At 75.4% G+C, this 15,236-nt stretch carries 11 protein-coding genes; 4 read left to right on the top strand and 7 right to left on the bottom strand.

The window, feature by feature from the left end; genetic code table 11:
• Positions 1 to 11: 11 nt before the first annotated feature.
• The 5 genes from ABZ920_RS11790 to ABZ920_RS11810 form a co-directional block, all read right to left on the bottom strand.
• Positions 12 to 1,265 (bottom strand): sigma-70 family RNA polymerase sigma factor, encoded by a 1,254-nt coding sequence (locus ABZ920_RS11790; protein ID WP_361502014.1) that lies wholly within the window; start codon positions 1,263 to 1,265, stop codon positions 12 to 14.
• A gap of 278 nt (positions 1,266 to 1,543) precedes the next feature.
• Positions 1,544 to 3,457 carry a DNA primase gene (gene dnaG, locus ABZ920_RS11795; protein ID WP_361502017.1) on the bottom strand — a complete coding sequence of 638 codons (1,914 nt, stop codon included), beginning with the start codon at positions 3,455 to 3,457 and terminating at the stop codon, positions 1,544 to 1,546.
• Between the two features lie 134 nt (positions 3,458 to 3,591).
• Positions 3,592 to 4,857 carry an FAD-dependent oxidoreductase gene (locus ABZ920_RS11800; protein WP_361502019.1) on the bottom strand — a complete coding sequence of 422 codons (1,266 nt, stop codon included), beginning with the start codon at positions 4,855 to 4,857 and terminating at the stop codon, positions 3,592 to 3,594.
• Between the two features lie 165 nt (positions 4,858 to 5,022).
• A complete protein-coding gene (locus ABZ920_RS11805; RefSeq protein ID WP_361502022.1) occupies positions 5,023 to 6,402 on the bottom strand; it encodes a deoxyguanosinetriphosphate triphosphohydrolase in 1,380 nt (459 codons plus the stop codon).
• Positions 6,403 to 6,536: 134 nt separating this feature from the next.
• A complete protein-coding gene (locus ABZ920_RS11810; protein ID WP_361502025.1) occupies positions 6,537 to 7,517 on the bottom strand; it encodes a sirohydrochlorin chelatase in 981 nt (326 codons plus the stop codon).
• Between the two features lie 609 nt (positions 7,518 to 8,126).
• Here ABZ920_RS11810 and ABZ920_RS11815 point away from each other — a divergent pair.
• Positions 8,127 to 10,631: a molybdopterin-dependent oxidoreductase gene (locus ABZ920_RS11815; protein ID WP_361502028.1), complete on the top strand. Its 2,505-nt coding sequence runs from the start codon at positions 8,127 to 8,129 to the stop codon at positions 10,629 to 10,631.
• Between the two features lie 60 nt (positions 10,632 to 10,691).
• Here ABZ920_RS11815 and ABZ920_RS11820 read toward each other — a convergent pair whose 3' ends face one another.
• Positions 10,692 to 11,105 carry a gamma-glutamylcyclotransferase family protein gene (locus ABZ920_RS11820; RefSeq protein ID WP_361502031.1) on the bottom strand — a complete coding sequence of 138 codons (414 nt, stop codon included), beginning with the start codon at positions 11,103 to 11,105 and terminating at the stop codon, positions 10,692 to 10,694.
• Positions 11,106 to 11,235: 130 nt separating this feature from the next.
• Between ABZ920_RS11820 and ABZ920_RS11825 the strand changes: the two genes are divergently transcribed.
• Positions 11,236 to 12,879, top strand: a complete 1,644-nt coding sequence (locus ABZ920_RS11825) for a M4 family metallopeptidase (RefSeq protein WP_361502034.1) — start codon at positions 11,236 to 11,238, stop codon at positions 12,877 to 12,879.
• A gap of 75 nt (positions 12,880 to 12,954) precedes the next feature.
• Here the strand turns inward: ABZ920_RS11825 and ABZ920_RS11830 are convergent, their stop codons facing one another.
• On the bottom strand, positions 12,955 to 13,566 hold the full coding sequence (locus tag ABZ920_RS11830; protein ID WP_361502037.1) for an NAD(P)H-dependent oxidoreductase: 612 nt from the start codon (positions 13,564 to 13,566) through the stop codon (positions 12,955 to 12,957).
• Between the two features lie 372 nt (positions 13,567 to 13,938).
• Here ABZ920_RS11830 and ABZ920_RS11835 point away from each other — a divergent pair, with 372 nt between their 5' ends.
• Positions 13,939 to 14,463, top strand: coding sequence for a hypothetical protein (locus ABZ920_RS11835; protein WP_361502040.1), 525 nt, complete (start codon positions 13,939 to 13,941; stop codon positions 14,461 to 14,463).
• A gap of 116 nt (positions 14,464 to 14,579) precedes the next feature.
• Positions 14,580 to 15,200: a class F sortase gene (locus ABZ920_RS11840; RefSeq protein ID WP_361502042.1), complete on the top strand. Its 621-nt coding sequence runs from the start codon at positions 14,580 to 14,582 to the stop codon at positions 15,198 to 15,200.
• Positions 15,201 to 15,236 lie beyond the last annotated feature (36 nt).

The raw sequence follows: 15,236 nt of genomic DNA on the forward strand, positions 1-15,236 counted from the left end.
GGCCCCCCGCGTCAGTCCAGGTAGCCCCTGAGCTGGTCGGCGAAGGCGTGGTCGCGGAGTTTGTTCAGGGTCTTGGACTCGATCTGCCGGATCCGCTCCCGGGTCACGCCGAACAGGCGGCCTATCTCCTCCAGCGTGCGGGGGCGGCCGTCCACGAGCCCGTACCGCAGCTGGACGACCTTTCGCTCGCGCTCCCCCAGCGTCGACAGCACGGCCTCCAGATGCTGTTTGAGCAGCAGGAACGCCGCGGACTCCACGGGTGAGGCGGCGTCGCCGTCCTCGATCAGGTCGCCGAGGGCGACGTCGTCCTCCTCACCGACCGGGGCGTGCAGGGACACCGGCTCCTGGGCCAGGCGCAGCACCTCGCGGACCCGCTCGGGTGTCAGGCCGAGCTGGCCGGCGACCTCTTCCGGGGTCGGCTCGTAGCCGCGTTCCTGCAGCATGCGGCGCTGGACGCGGACGACCCGGTTGATCAGTTCCACGACGTGGACGGGGACGCGGATGGTGCGGGCCTGGTCGGCGAGGGCGCGCGACATGGCCTGGCGGATCCACCAGGTGGCGTACGTGGAGAACTTGTAGCCGCGGGCGTAGTCGAACTTCTCCACCGCCCGGATGAGGCCGAGGTTGCCCTCCTGGACGAGGTCGAGCATGGTCAGCCCGCGGCCGACGTACCTCTTGGCGACGGACACGACGAGCCGCAGGTTGGCCTCGATCAGACGGCGCTTGGCCATGCGGCCCATGACCACCAGCCGGTCCAGTTCGTGCGCGAGCCGGCTGTCCGGGTCGGGGGTGCCGAGCAGTTTCTCCTCGGCGAACAGGCCCGCCTCGACCCGGCGGGCGAGCTCGACCTCCTCGGCGGCGGTGAGCAGCGGGATGCGGCCGATCTCGCGCAGGTACTGGCGGAACAGGTCGGCGGACGGGCCGCCGGTCTCGGTGCGGGCGGGCAGCGGTCCGGCGGGCTCGGCCGCCGGTTCGGCGGCCGCCGCGGCTTCCAGTGCGCCGGCGGACGGCTCGTCGAGGTCGGCCGGCGGCTCGTCGAGGTCGGCGGGCGGTTGGCCGGGTTCGGCGGACGGTCCGCCGGGCTCGGCGGACGGTCCGCCCGCTTCGGCGAGCGGGGTCCTTGTCTGCTGCGCGACGGGGGCGGGGGCCGGGGCGAGCCGCAGCCGCGGGGTCACGGCGGCGAGGACGCCGGGGGTCTTCGCGTCCTTCCCGGCGGCCCCGGGGCCGGTGGTGACGTCGGTCTGGGTGAGGGTCCGGGTCTGCACGGGGGGCGACCTCCAGGATGAGCGCTGCTGAGGCGTGCGGCAGCGGTACTCGGGGGCGGAGTCGGCGGTCTCGCCGCTGTCCGTCCCGAACGCGATGGGCGGAACCGCGGGAATGTCGGACCCGTGGGGGACGGACCGGCCGGGTTCCGGGGACTCAGGCACCGGACCCAGTGTGGGGTACGACACATCACCGCCACGAGGGGCGTGCGATGACTTTTTGCGTCCGGTCCGTGACCATGCGGTGATCCGGCCCGTGCGACGGGCTGCCCGCCGTCACCTCACAGCGCTGCCGCGCCCCGCTCCCGCAGCGCCTGGTCGTACTGCTGGAGGATCCACAACTCGTTCTGCACCGCGGCGAGCTGGGCCGGGTCGCCGCCCGTTCCGAGGCGGGTGAGGGTGCTCTGGACGTCGCGGATGCGGCGTTCGACGGCGCGGCGGCGGACCGTGACCAGCTGGGCTCCGGCGTAGGTCTCGTCGGCGTCCTTGCGGAGCATGATCGCCTCGACGGCCAGCTCGGTGACCATCGCGCGGACCGTGTCGTCGGGCGCGGCCTCGCGGACGCGGACCAGGTACTCCTGGGGGTCGTCGACGCCGAGTTGGGCGCCGCCCGCGTCCATGATGGCCTGGCGCACGGCGGCGTAGGGCGCGGCGGTGAACTCGTCGGCGCCGTACGCGTCGAACGCCGGGGAGACCAGCTCCGGCCGCTGGAGGGCCAGTTTGAGCAGCTCGCGCTCGGTGGCGTAGACGGGGTTGCGCAGGTTGAGGGCCGGGCCGCGGACCGTCGCGGGCGCCGCGGCGTACTGCTCCTGCGGGTGGCGCCGGTGCCGGTCGGGGGCCGCCGGGCCGCGCCCGCCGCGTTCGCGCGCCCAACGGGCCAGCTGCGCCACCCGCTTGACCACGAACTGGGTGTCGAGGATGCCGAGCATCCCGGCGAGCTCCACCGCGACCTCGTGCTGGGCGCCGCTGTTCTTGATGCGGGCGACGACCGGCGCCGCCTCGTCCAGCGCGGCGGCACGGCCCGCCGGCGTGTCCAGGTCGTAGCGGGCCACGATCTGGCGCAGCGCGAACTCGAAGAGCGGCGTGCGTGGTTCGACCAGGCCGGCGACGGCCTCGTCGCCCTTGGCCAGCCGCAGTTCGCACGGGTCCATGCCGTCGGGGGCGATGGCGATGTAGGTCTCGGCGGCGAACTTCTGGTCGTCCTCGAAGGCGCGCAGGGCCGCCTTCTGCCCGGCCGCGTCGCCGTCGAAGGTGAAGATCACGCGGGCCGAGCCGTTGTCCATCAGCAGCCGGCGGAGGATCTTGATGTGGTCGCCGCCGAAAGCCGTGCCGCAGGTCGCGATGGCGGTGGTCACCCCGGCCAGGTGGCAGGCCATGACGTCCGTGTAGCCCTCCACCACGACCGCGCGGGAGGTCTTCGCGATCTCCTTCTTCGCCAGGTCGATGCCGTAGAGCACCTGGGACTTCTTGTAGATCGCCGTCTCCGGCGTGTTCAGGTACTTCGGCCCGTTGTCCGCCTCGTACAGCTTGCGGGCGCCGAAGCCGACGACGTCCCCGCCGACGTCGCGGATCGGCCACATCAGACGGCCGCGGAAGCGGTCGATGGGGCCGCGGCGGCCCTCCTGGGACAGGCCGGAGAGGACCAGCTCCTTGTCGGAGAAGCCCTTGCCGCGCAGAAAGCGGGTGAGGTGGTCCCAGCCCTGCGGGCTGTAGCCGACGCCGAAGTGGACGGCGGCAGCCTGGTCGAAGCCGCGCTCGGCGAGGAAGACCCGGCCGGTCTCGGCCTCGGGGCTGGTGGCGAGCTGCTCGGCGTACCAGTCGGCGGCGAGCTTGTGCGCCTCGACCAGGCGGATGCGCTCGCCGCGCTGGTGGGTGGGGTTGTACCCGCCCTCCTCGTAGCGCAGGGTGATGCCGGCCTGGCCGGCCAGGCGCTCGACCGCCTCCGAGAAGGAGAGGTGGTCGATCTTCATCACGAAGGTGATGGTGTCGCCGCCCTCCTGGCAGCCGAAGCAGTGGAAGAGGCCCTTGCTCGGGCTGACCTGGAAGGACGGGGACTTCTCGTCGTGGAACGGGCACAGGCCCTTCAGGTTGCCGCCGCCGGCGTTGCGCAGCTGGAGGTACTCGGACACCACGGCGTCGATCGGGACCGCGTCCCGTACCGCCTTCACGTCCTCGTCGTTGATCCGTCCTGCCACGAGGTGATTCTACGGGGCCGCGGTGACACTCCCGGGGCGTGCGGTGCGGGCCGCGGGCCGCGCACCGGGGAGCGCGGGCCCCCGGGGCGCGGCGGCGGCGGACGACGGACGGCGCGGCCCGGGGGCGGCCGGCCTCAGGGGGCCAGGCTCTCCAGCGGCACGCGCGGGTCCGACAGCGCCTCCGTGTCCACCCGCGCGCGGGTCCGGATCATCCGCTGGATCGGGTCTGTGACATCCCACACGTTCACGTTCATCCCGGCCAGGACGCGGCCCTCCCGCATCCAGAACGCGATGAACTCCCGCTTCCCGGCGTCCCCCCGGATCACCACCTCGTCGTACGAGCCGGGGGGCGCCCAGCCGGAGTACTCCATGCCCAGGTCGTACTGGTCGGTGAAGAAGTAGGGCACGCGGTCGTAGGTGACGTCCTGGCCGAGCATGGCGCGGGCCGCGGCCGGGCCGCCGTTGAGGGCGTTGGCCCAGTGCTCGACGCGCAGCCGGGTGCCGAAGAGGGCGTGCGGGAACGCCGCGACGTCGCCGGCGGCGAAGATGTCGGGGTCGGAGGTGCGCAGGTGCTGGTCGACGACGATGCCGCCGCCGTGGGCCCGGTCGGCGATCCGAAGTCCCGCGGCCTCGGCGAGGGAGACGCGGGGGGCGGCCCCGATCGCGGCGAGCACGTCGTGGCACAGGTGCTCCTCGCCGTCGTCCGTGCGGACGGCCAGCACCATGCCGTCCTGCCCGACGATCTCGGTCAGCCGGGCGCCGAAGTGGAAGCGGACGCCGCGCTCGCGGTGCAGCTCGGCGAAGAGCTCGCCGAGCTCGGGGCCGAGGACGGCGTGCAGCGGGGTGGCGGACGGCTCGACGACGGTGACCTCGGCCCCGTACTCACGGGCCGCGGCGGCGATCTCCAGGCCGATCCAGCCGGCGCCCGCGATCACGAGGTGGCCGTTGTCCCGGCCGAGGGCGGACAGCGTGCCCTTGAGCCGCTCGGCGTGGGAAAGGCGGCGCAGGTGGTGGACGCCCGCGAGCTCGGTGCCGGGGATGTCCAGGCGGCGGGGCTCGGCGCCCGTGGCCAGCAGCAGCCGGTCGTAGCGGACCAGCGTGCCGTCGCCGCCGTAGTGCACGGTCCTCGCGGCGCGGTCGATCGAGACGACCGTCTGGCCGAGGTGCAGTTCGACGTCGTTCTGCGCGTACCAGGCCGGCTCGTGCACGAAGAGGCTGTCCCGCGTCTCCTTGCCGAGCAGGTACCCCTTGGACAGCGCCGGGCGCTCGTAGGGGCGCTCGCGCTCGTCGCAGATGAGGATCACGCGGCCGCTGAAGCCCTCCGCGCGCAGCGTCTCCGCCGCCTTGGCCCCGGCCAGGCCTCCTCCGACGATGACGAATGTCTGATCCGCGTCGACCACGTGATGCCTCCTCGTAAGGGTGCCGCCACCTGCGAGCGTCCCGCACGCAACGTGATGCGGGAAGAGGGAGTGGCCCATCCAGGCCACCCGGGCCCACCTCGCCGACCGCGCGTCACGCCGCCGGGGCCGGCGGTCCCCCGGGTCGCCGCGGGGCCGTGGCCCGTGTCACGGGCGCCCCGCCAGCCGGGCGTGCAGCGAGCGGGCCGAGGCGTCGGTGAGGGAGGCGATCTGGTCGACGATCACCCGTTTGCGGGCGCGGTCGTCCGGGGCCTGCGCGAACAGGGCGCGGAACTGGGGGTCGAGGCCGTCGGGGGCGCGGGCGGTGAGAGCCGCGGCGAGTTCGGCGACGACGACGCGCTGCTCGGCGCGCAGCCGTTCCTGCTCGGCGCGCTGCATGACGTACCGGTCGGCGACCGCCTTGAGGACGGCACACTCCATGCGGGTGCCGCGCGGGACGACGAGTTCGGCGCCGTACCGCGTCAGGCGGCCGCCGCCCTGCCCCGCGCCCGAACGGCCCGGGCGGTGGCCGAACGCCTGCCGGGTGGCGCTCTCGGCAGCGAGGCAGAAACGCCCGATGAGCTGGCTGGTGGCGTCCTTCAGGCGGGCCTGGGCGGGGGCCGAGCCGTCGTACCCGTGGGGCCACCAGTCCTGGGACTGGAGGCGGTCGAGGGCCTCGGCCAGTTCCGCCGGGTCGGTGCCGGCGGGGACGTAGCGGCCGACGGCGACCGCGAACACCGCCTGCCGCTCTGGCTCGGCGTGCAGGCAGTCGGGGTCGATGTGCCCGGCGTGCAGGCCGTCCTCGACGTCGTGCACCGAGTACGCCACGTCGTCCGCCCAGTCCATGACCTGCGCCTCGAAGCAGGTGCGCGTGCCGGGGACGCCCTGGCGGACCCAGTCGAAGACGGGCCGGTCGTCCTCGTACACGCCGAACTTCGGGGAGGACGGGTCGGTGGGGTGGGCGCCGCGCGGCCAGGGGTACTTCGTGGCGGCGTCGAGGACGGCGCGGGTGAGGTTGAGACCGACGCTGACGAGCTCCCCGGAGCCGGGGTCGGTGACGAACCGTTTGGGTTCGATGCGGGTGAGCAGGCGCAGCGACTGGGCGTTGCCCTCGAAGCCGCCGCAGTCCTCCGCGAACTCGTTCAGCGCCTGTTCGCCGTTGTGGCCGAAGGGCGGGTGGCCGAGGTCGTGGGAGAGGCAGGCCGCCTCCACCAGGTCGGGGTCGCAGCCGAGGGCCGCGCCCAGTTCGCGGCCGACCTGGGCGCATTCGAGCGAATGGGTGAGCCGGGTGCGGGGGCTGGCGTCCCAGACGGGGCTTTGCTCCCCCGGGGTGACCACCTGGGTCTTGCCGGCGAGGCGGCGCAGCGCCGCGGAGTGCAGCACGCGCGCGCGGTCGCGCTGGAAGGCGGTGCGGCCGGGCCGTTTGTCCGGCTCGGCGGCCCAGCGCTCGGCGTCCGGCGCGTCGTAGCCGGCCGGCGGGAGGTGGTTCTCGGCGGCCAGGGACACGTTCTCGTAGGCCCTGGCCGTCTCGGGTGCGATCCCTTCCATGCCTCGACAGTAAGGGCACCCGCCGACAACCGGGACGCCGACGCGGGCCCCGGCCGGGCCGGCGCGCCGGGCGTCCCGGCCGGCCCGCGCCGGGACGCCCGGCGCCGGCGGCACCCGGGACCGCGCCGCCCGTCTCAGGCACGCGGGCGGGCGGCTGCCGGGGCGCCTCCGGCCGGGGTGGGCGCGGGTACGGCGGTGGGGAGGGGTGCGTGTCCGGTGGGCAAGGCGAGGGCCGCTTTCGTTCCCGGTTCCGGCGTGGCGAGGACCTGGTCGTAGCGGTGCAGGACCAGGCGGGCCATCGCCGGGTGGGCGCCGAGCGGGGCGGAGGCGATCCCCGCCGTGGCCCCGGCGCACTGCGTGGCGAAGCGTCCGGGGGCGGTGAAACAGGAGGCGACGGCGACGCGGTGGCGCCCGCACGCGGCGAGGGCGCGCAGGGCCTCGGGAACGGTCGGGCCGGCGGCGGAGGCGTAGGCGGGGACGACGGGCACGCCGAGGCGCTCGGCGAGGAGCCGCGCGATGCGGCGGGTGTCGGCCGCCGAGTCGGGGTCGCGGGAGCCGGCCGCCGCGAGGACGACCCCGCTGCGGGCGCGGGCCGCGGCGTCCTCCGGGGCGGCCCAGCCGGCCTCGGCCAGCCGGGCGGCCAGTGTCTCGGCGAGCAGCGGGTGCGGGCCGAGCGGCGCGGCCACGCGCGTGCGGGCCGGGGCTGCCGCCGCCGTCTCGGGGATGTCGCGCTTGACGTGGTAGCCGCGGGTGAGCAGCAGGGGGACCAGGACGGCGTCGGTGCCGGCCAGGGCCGCGAGGGTGTCCGTGAGCGGCGGCTCGTCGAGCTCGACGTGCCCGAGGTGCACGGGCAGCCCGGGGCGCAGTGCGCGCACCAGGCACAGCAGGGCGCGCACGGTGCCGAGCGCCCGCGGGTCGCGGCTGCCGTGCGCCACGAGGACGAGCGCGGGCGGGACCGGCCCGCGCCCGCCGTCGGGTCCGGCCGCGCGGAGCCGGCCCGCGCGGAGACCGCCGGGGCCGCCCGGCCTCCGCGCCGTGCCGTCGGGGCGCGCGCCGCGCGGGGGGCCGCCGGGATACGGGAGGGCCTGGCCGAGAGGACTGTTCACCGCCGTCATGCGAGCAGCCTCGCGAGGGGAGGTTGCACCGCCGTTGCGTACCCGTGACGGGTCTTTTCCGGTGCTTCACCGGACCGGCCGGGGGCGTGTGAGGACCAGGACGAGCCGGCGCGGCACGCATCCACCCGGTGCGGCACGGCGTCCCGGACGCCCGGACCGCCGGCGGCTGCGCGGGCTGCGGCAGCCGGGACCGGCCCGTGCGCGCAGAGACCCTGCCGCCAGGGTTCCCCCTCCGGCGGACGGTCGCCCGATGCGACGCGGTGGGGGCCGGGGACCAGCGCGTCGGCGTGGTCGCCGGACGTCACATCTTCCGGTATCACGGCGGCGCCCGCGAGGCGTGCGGTACGGCGGTCCCGGACGCCGCGTGCCGGCCCGGCGTTCCCGGCCCGAGGCAGCTCGGGTGCGGCAGCGTCCGCCTCATGGCGGGCGGTGAGCGGCAGGGAAGTCACCATCCCGGCCGTGCGGCGGAGGTGGAAGCGCACCCCGGGCCGCGGCCAGGACCGCCGGCGGCCTCCTCACCGCGGGTGGTGGGCGGCGGGGAGGTCGCCGTCCCGGTCGTGTAACAGCGGGTCGCCCGGTCGCGTAACACGGCCGGCGCACGCTGTCGGCATGCAGACCTCCCCGACGCCCACGCACTGCCCGTACTGCGCCCTGCAGTGCGGGATGAACCTGACCCCGGCCCCGGACGGCACGGTGGAGGTGACGGAGCGCGCCGACTTCCCGGTGAACCGGGGCGCGCTGTGCGGCAAGGGCCGTACGGCGCCCGCGGTGCTGTCCTCCCGGGCCCGGCTGACCACCCCGCTGGTGCGGTCCGGGGACGGCACGCTGCTGCCGGCGACCTGGGACGAGGCGCTGGAGCGGATCGCCGCCGGGCTGTCCCGGACGCGTTCGGCGCACGGACCGGACGCGTGCGGGGTGTTCGGCGGCGGCGGGCTGACGAACGAGAAGGCGTACGCGCTCGGGAAGTTCGCCCGGGTGGTGCTCGGCACCTCGCAGATCGACTACAACGGCCGCTTCTGCATGTCGTCGGCGGCGGCCGCCGGTACGAGGGCGTTCGGGCTGGACCGCGGGCTGCCGTTCCCGCTGGAGGACATCCCGCGGACCGGGTGCGTCATCCTCGTCGGCTCCAACCCGGCGGAGACGATGCCGCCGTCGCTGCGCTACTTCGACGAACTGCGGGCGAACGGCGGCACGCTGATCGTGGTCGACCCGCGCCGCACGCGGACGGCCGAGCACGCCGACCTGCACCTGGCGCCCCGCCCCGGCACGGACCTGGCGCTGGCGCTGGGTCTGCTGCACCTGGTCGTCGCCGAGGGCCGCACCGACGAGGCCTACATCCGGCAGCGCACGACCGGCTGGGAGGAGGCCCGGGCGGCCGCCATGGCGCACTGGCCGGAGTACGTGGAGCGGGTCACGGGGGTGCCCGTTCCGCGACTGCGGGAGGCGGTGCGGATGTTCTGCGAGCCGCAGGCCGCGATGGTGCTCACCGCACGCGGACCCGAGCAGCAGTCGAAGGGCACCGACACCGTGGGCGCCTGGATCAACCTGTGCCTGGCCACCGGCCGCGCGGGCCGCCCGCTGTCCGGGTACGGCTGCCTGACCGGGCAGGGCAACGGGCAGGGCGGGCGTGAACACGGCCAGAAGGCCGACCAGTTGCCCGGCTACCGGAAGCTGACCGACCCGGCGGCCCGGCGGCACGTGGCCGAGGTGTGGGGCGTGGACCCCGACTCGCTGCCGGGTCCGGGGCGCAGCGCGTACGAGCTGCTGGACGCGCTCGGCGGGGAGGTGCGCGCCCTGCTGGTGATGGGCTCCAACCCGGTGGTGTCGGCGCCGCGCGCCGCGCACGTCGAGGAGCGGCTGCGGTCGCTGGACCTCCTCGCGGTGTGCGACGTGGTGCTGTCGGAGACGGCCGCGCTCGCGGACGTCGTCCTGCCGGTCACGCAGTGGGCGGAGGAGACGGGCACGACGACCAGCCTGGAGGGCAGGGTGCTGCTGCGGCGGCGGGCGATCACCCCGCCGGACGGGGTGCGCAGCGACCTGGAGGTGCTGCGCGACCTGGCGGCCCGCCTGGGCGTGGAGAAGGGCTTCCCGGCCGACCCGGAGGAGGTCTTCGAGGAACTGCGGCGGGCCTGCGCGGGCGGGCCGGCGGACTACTCCGGCATCACGTACCGCAGGCTCGCCGAGGAGGGCGGCGTCTTCTGGCCCTGCCCGGAGCTCCCCGGCGACGGGCCGCGGACCTCACCACCGGCCGCGGCCACCCCACCCGTGCGGCCGCAGGCGCCCGCTCCCGGGCCCGACGCGCACGCGGACCGTCCGGCGGGGGACGCCACCCCCGACGCGCACGCCGACCGCCCCGCGCAGGATCCCGCCCCCGACGCGCACACGGACCACCCGACGCAGCACGCCACCCCCGACGCGCACGCAGACCACCCCGCGCACGCAGGCCACCCCGCGCAGGATGCCACCCTCGACGCGCACGCCGACCGCCCCGCGCAGGATCCCGCCCCCGACGCGCACGCCGACCACCCGACGCAGGATCCCGCCCCCGACGCGCACACGGACCACCCGACGCAGCACGCCACCCCCGACGCGCACACGGACCACCCGACAGGGAACGCCGCCCGCGGCGAGCCGGTGGCGGCCGTTCACCCCGGTACGCCCCGCCTGTTCCTGGACCGCTTCGCCACCGAGGACGGGCGGGCCCGGTTCGCGGCCGTGTCGCACCGGCCGGCCGCCGAGGAGACCGACGACGAGTACCCGGTGCTGCTGACCACCGGCCGGGTCGTGGCGCAGTACCAGTCAGGCGCGCAGACCCGGCGCGTCGACGAGCTGAACGCCGCCGCGCCCGGCCCGTTCGTGGAGCTGCACCCGCGGCTCGCGGCGCGGGTGGGGGCGGCCGAGGGCGATCCGGTCGCGGTGGTGTCGCGGCGCGGGCGCGCGGTGGCGCCCGCGCGGATCACCAGCGGCATCCGCCCGGACACGGTGTTCATGCCGTTCCACTGGCCGGGCGAGGGCCGCGCCAACACCCTGACCAACCCCGCGCTGGACCCGGACTCCCGGATGCCCGAGTTCAAGGTGTGCGCGGTACGGGTGGAGCCTGCCGGGCCCCGGTGAGGCGGCCGGCCCGGCGTCCGCGCCGGGCGGTCGCCGGCCCCCGGTGCCGGCCGGCGCCGCTCAGCGGCGGGCCCGCCAGTCGCCGCCCGCGATGAGCCTGCCCCGCTCCCGCAGGCGGGCGGCGACGGCCGGGGCGGCGACGTAGACCCACGCCCGCACCGGCTGCCCGCCGGGCACGCGGGCCACCGTGCGCTCCACCCGCTCGTAGAGGCCGGCCGGGTCCCCCGGCACGTACCCCTCCAGGCGGTCCAGTCCGGCGAGGAGTTCTTCGTACGCCTCCGGCGGCGCGGTGAGCAGTTCGCCGTGCACCACCCCGCCCGGCTCCTCCACGGCGTAGGGGTGACCGGGGCCGTCGTACAGCACCGCGCCGTCGAGCAGACCCGGTCCGACCAGGCGCGTGCGGCCGCCCAGGAACACGCCGTGGTTGCGCTCACCGGGGCGAAGGGTGCCGTAGACGAACAACGCGAGGGTCACAGAAACGATTCTCTCCCCTCACACATCCCCCGCGGACGCTATGGACATGACATGTCATGCTCCCTTAAATCTGAGGGGGCATCAGCGCCACCCCACGCGCGCCCCAGGGCGCCCGCGCTCAAGGAGACCGATGAGTCGGACACGGCACAACCGAGGGTCCCGTCTCGCCACGGCGGGAATAACCGCCACCGCGGCCGCCCTGCTGGCCGCCGCGCTCTCCCCCGCCGCGCACGCGGACGGCAGACCCACCCGGGCCGAGGCCGTCGGCCACGCCGCGTCGGCGGTGGCGGACCACGCGGCGGCCCTGGGACTGACGGCCGCCCAGGACACCTCCGTCCGCGACGTCATCGTCGACGGCGACGGCACGCAGCACGTCCGCTACGACCGGACCTACCGCGGCCTGCCGGTCCTCGGCGGCGACTTCGTGGTCCACCTGGCCCCGAACGGCGCCTACCGCGCCGCCGACCGCGCCACGAAGCAATCGATCTCCCTGCCCGGCGTCACGCCCGCGCTGTCCGCGCCGCAGGCCGCCGACCTGGCGGCCAGGGACCTGCGCGCGGCGAACCGGGGAGAGACGCTGCGCAAGCTGACGGCCAAGCCGCAGCTCGTCGTCGACGCCCTGCACGGCAGTCCGAGGCTCGCCTGGCGCACGAACGCGGTCGCGATGGACTCGCTCGGCAACCCGGTCGCGCGCACGGTGGTCACCGACGCCCGCACGGGCGCGCGGATCGACGCCTGGGACAGCATCGAGACGGCGGCGGGCGACGGCGCGTCGCTGTACAGCGGGACGGTGCCGCTGGAGACGACGCCGTCGGGGTCGGCGTACCAGCTCAAGGACCCCACGCGCGGCAACACGTACACGGGTGACGCGGCGAACAAGACCGACCTGTGCATCTTCGGCATCTGCGTCAGCCGCGCCCCGGCGACCCTGTTCACCGACGCCGACAACCACTGGGGCTCGGGCACGACGGCGGACCGCGCGTCGGCGGCCGTCGACGCGCAGTACGGCACCAACGCGACCTGGGACTACTACAAGAATGTCCACGGCCGCAACGGCATCGCCGGCGACGGGAAGGGCTCGTACAACCGCGTCCACTACGGCAACAACTACAACAACGCCTTCTGGGACGACAGTTGCTTCTGCATGACGTACGGCGACGGCGACGGCACGACGTTCGGGCCGCTGGTGGCCCTGGACGTGGCCGGCCACGAGATGTCGCACGGCGTCACCTCCAAGACGGCGGCGCTGACGTACTCGGGCGAGTCGGGCGGCCTGAACGAGGCCACCTCGGACATCTTCGGCACGCTGGTGGAGTGGTACGAGAACAACTCCGCCGACCCCGGTGACTACCTCATCGGCGAGGAGATCGTCCGCCCGGGCTTCGGCCGGCCGGCGCTGCGCTTCATGGACAAGCCCTCCAGGGACGGCGACTCGGCCGACTGCTGGAGCAGTTCGGTGGGCAACCTGGACGTCCACTACTCCTCCGGCGTCGCCAACCACTTCGCGTACCTGCTCGCCGAGGGCAGCGGCGCCAGGACGGTCAACGGCGTCAGCTACAACTCCCCGACGTGCAACGGCTCGACGGTCACCGGCATCGGCCACGACAAGCTCGGCAGGATCTGGTACCGCGCGCTGACGGTCTACATGACCTCGTCCACGAACTACGCGGGCGCCCGGACGGCCACGCTGAACGCGGCGAAGGACCTGTACGGCTCCGGCAGCACCGAGTACAACGCGGTCGCGGCGGCCTGGAGCGCCGTCTCCGTGGGCTGAGCCCGCGGCACCCGAACGCGGCCGGAGGCCGGCGTCCCCGCGGGGCGCCGGCCTCCGGTGCGTGGCGGCGGGGTGTCAGGCCGCGTACGGCCTGCGCCGCCGCGCCTCCCGCAGCGCCCGCCCCCACCACACCAGCTGGTCCAGCATGGTCTTCGCCGCCGCGTCCGGCCCGGCGGGGTCGCGCAGGCGGCCCTGGTCGTCGAACGCCGCGCCCGCGTTGTGGAAGGAGACGGTGTCGCGGACCGTCACGGCGTGCAGTTCGGCGAAGACCTGGCGCAGGTGCTCGACGGCGCGCAGGCCGCCGGCCAGGCCGCCGTAGGAGGCGAGGGCCACGGGCTTGGCGCGCCACTCGGCGTGGTGCCAGTCGACGGGGTTCTTCAGGCCCGCCGGGTAGGAGTGGTTGTACTCGGGCGTCAGCACCACGAACGCGTCCGCCGAGGCGAGCTTCGGTGTGATTCCCGCCAGGGCCGCGGCGGCCTCCGGGGTGCGCGCGAGGCTCGTCGGCAGGTCCGCCGCGGCGACGTCGACGACCTCTGCGGCGACGTCGTCGCGGTCGTGGAGGTGGCCCAGGAGCCAGTCGGCGACCACGGGGCCGAAACGGCCCTCGCGGTTGCTGCCGAGGACGAGGGTGAGGTTCAGCGGGGCCGGGGAGTCGGTGGCGGCGTGGGAGCCGGGATTCGTCTTCATGCGGCCAGCCTGGTATCTCAAGCATTCTTGAGGTCAAGCCGTGACGGAGGGGGCGCGCCGCGCGAGTCGGCGCGCCAGGGCGCGGGGGGCCGGGGCCGGGCGCGCCGGCCACCCGTTCACCCCCGTGCCCCGCACCCTTCGGGGTGTTTCGACGCCGCGCCGGCCGGACGCCGCTGACCTGCCCGAACGTCATGGAGAGGGCACCCTTCCGGCAGGCGTGCGGACACCCGTTCACCCCAATCCTGACGCGTTGTCAGGGAGCGGGCGGGCGCCCGTGCCCTTTACCTCGGAAGGGCAGGGGCGCGACCGACGCAGCGGCACAAGCGGGTGCCGCGGGCCGCGCCCCCCACCGCAGAGCTCGGAGGAGCACCGATGCGACGTACCGCCCGTCTGCTGACCGGCACCGCGCTCGCCGTCGTGGCCGCGAGCGGCCCGGCCGCCACCGCCCACGGAGCGGACGCCGGCCGCCTGGAGGTGTACCCGCCCTCGGTGCTGCCCGGCGGGGAGGTGTCCGTGAACACCAGGGCGTGCGGTGGGACCACCGGCGCGGCGGGCGACGCCAGCGCGGTCGGCGCCGGCCCGTTCACGCTGGCGCCGGGCACGCAGAAGGGCGACGCGATCGGCCAGTTCCAGGTGCCGCCGGGCGCCCAGCCGGGAACGTACGAGATCGTCGCGGAGTGCGCCGGGGACGGGCGGCTGGTCCGCGGCGACCTGGTGGTCGGGCTGACCGAGGCGGAGACGCGGATGCAGCCCCGCGGAAGTGTGAAGACGGGGGTCGGCGGTTCGGTGGACCGCGACCCCGTGCGGACCGCGGCCGGTGTGGCGGCGCTCGCCGTCGCGGCCGCGGGCGGTACCTGGCTCCTGCATCGCCGGGTGAGAGGCGACGACGGGATCTGACGGGCATCCTCCGCCGTCCGTCGGCCGGTACCGCACGCCCCCTCCCCCCTCCGGGTCCGACGCCCCTCGCGGCCCGGAGGGGGTGCGGGGCTCCGACTCCGGAAGAGGGGTTGACCATGCGAAGGACAGGCAACGCCGCGATAGCGGCCTGCACCCTGACGGCCCTCGGCTGCGGCGTCTGGCTGCTGTACAGCGGCTCCCAGACGCACGCCCCGCCCCAGCCGGCCGCCGCCGAGGGCGTGAGCGACGGCGGCACGGCACGGCTCGCGGCGCCCGCGCTGCCGCCCTCCCCGCCGGACCGCATCCGCATCCCCTCGATCCGCGTGGACGCCCCCCTGACGGGCCTCGGCCTGACCGCCTCCGGCAGCCTCGACGTCCCGCCCGCCGAGGAGACCAACCTCGCCGGCTGGTACGAGGCCGGCACCACTCCGGGCGAGACCGGCACCGCGATCGTCGCCGGCCACGTCGACAACACCGAGGGCCCCGCCGTCTTCTACGACCTCGGCGCACTGCGGAAGGGCAACGTCATCGAGGTGGACCGGCGCGACGGCAGCGTGGCGGTCTTCACCGTGGACGCGGTCGAGGTCTACCAGGCCAGCGACTTCCCCGACGACAAGGTCTACGGCGCCGCGGACCGCCCGGAACTGCGGGTGATCACGTGCGGCGGCGGCTACTCCCGCAGCACCGGCTACCAGGGCAACGTCGTCGTCTTCGCCCATCTCATGGGGAGCCGCTGACCGCCGGGGCCGCCCCGGAGAAGCGTCCGGCCGGCC

Origin of the sequence: Streptomyces sp. NPDC046831 (genome assembly GCF_040645305.1) — a bacterium.
Classification (GTDB): Bacteria; Actinomycetota; Actinomycetes; order Streptomycetales; family Streptomycetaceae; genus Streptomyces.